Source organism: Kitasatospora sp. NPDC047058 (assembly GCF_040643935.1).
GTDB lineage: Bacteria > Actinomycetota > Actinomycetes > Streptomycetales > Streptomycetaceae > Kitasatospora.
In genome coordinates, this window is record NZ_JBEYVJ010000913.1 from 1 (window position 1) to 1,199 (window position 1,199).

At 72.9% G+C, this 1,199-nt stretch carries 1 protein-coding gene; it reads left to right on the forward strand.

What is annotated here, in order from left to right; genetic code table 11:
- Nucleotides 1-165: 165 nt before the first annotated feature.
- Nucleotides 166-1,199: GDSL-type esterase/lipase family protein (locus tag ABZ885_RS41585; protein WP_360200462.1), on the forward strand; the 1,034-nt coding region annotated here is incomplete at its 3' end.

Consider the following 1,199-nt stretch of genomic DNA (forward strand, 5'->3'; position numbering starts at 1 on the left):
GGTAGAGGCCGGGGAGCTCGGCGCGTTCGTCCTCGGACAGGCGGGTGAGGTCGGGGACGCGGCGGTGCGGGTGGAGGTGGACTTCGTACGGCCCGGGCCGTTTCCGCACCACTCGCCGTCGTGGCCCACCCCGTTGCCCGCTCCTCTCCGAGACTGGAACCTTCCGTGAAACGTGCTCCCCTGATCGTCCTGGCCCTCGGCGCCGCCCTGGCCCTCGGTCCCGGTGTCGTCCCCGCGTCGGCCCTCACCCCGGCCGTGGCACCGACGCCTGCGCCGGTCAAGGTCATGCCACTCGGCGACTCGATCACCGACGGGTCCAACAGCTCCACCGGGGCCGGTTACCGCGCACCGCTGTGGGACCTGACCGCCCGGCAGTCCCCCTACGCCGTCGACCTGGTCGGCACCGCCACCTCCGGGGCCGTCGCCGACCCCGACCACGAGGGCCACAGCGGCTACCGGATCGCCCAGGTCCGCGCGGACATCGACCGCTGGCTGTCAGCAGCCGACCCCGATGTCGTTCTCCTGCACCTGGGCATCAACGACCTGAAGTGGGACCGGGACGCCGACCCGGTGGCGGCCGCCCGTCGGCTGTCCGACCTCGTCGACCGCATCTTCGCCGACAAGCCGGACGTCACCGTCATCGTGCAGGGCTTACTGACCGCCACCCCCGGACTGGAGCAGAAGACGGCTCAGTTCAACGACACCCTCGGCGCCCTCCAGGGAACGGCCCACGCACGCACCGGCCGGCACTTCCGGTACGTCGGGCCCGCGGACCTCGACGCCGCGACCGACCTCCCGGACGGACTGCACCCCAACGCCAACGGCTACCGCAAGATGGCCGAGGTCTTCCACCGCGCCCTCGACCAGGCCGTCGCCGACGGCTGGGCCCACCGCCCCGCCGCTCCTCGCGCCGGAAACGAGGCCGGCGGCAGCGGGCGCGTGCGCTTCGCGGACTTCGACGGCGACGGCCGGCCCGACTACATCACGATCGCGGACGACGGCGCCGTCAAGGTCTGGCTCAACCACGGCGGCGACCCCGCGGGCAGCGGTGGCTGGCAGGGCATCGGCCAGGTCGCCACCGGTGTCACCACCGACCGCGAGCGTGTCCGCCTCGCCGACTTCAACGGCGACGGCAAGGCCGACTACATCGTCGTCAACCCCGACGGCGCCGTGAACGTCTGGCTCAACCACGGCGGCGA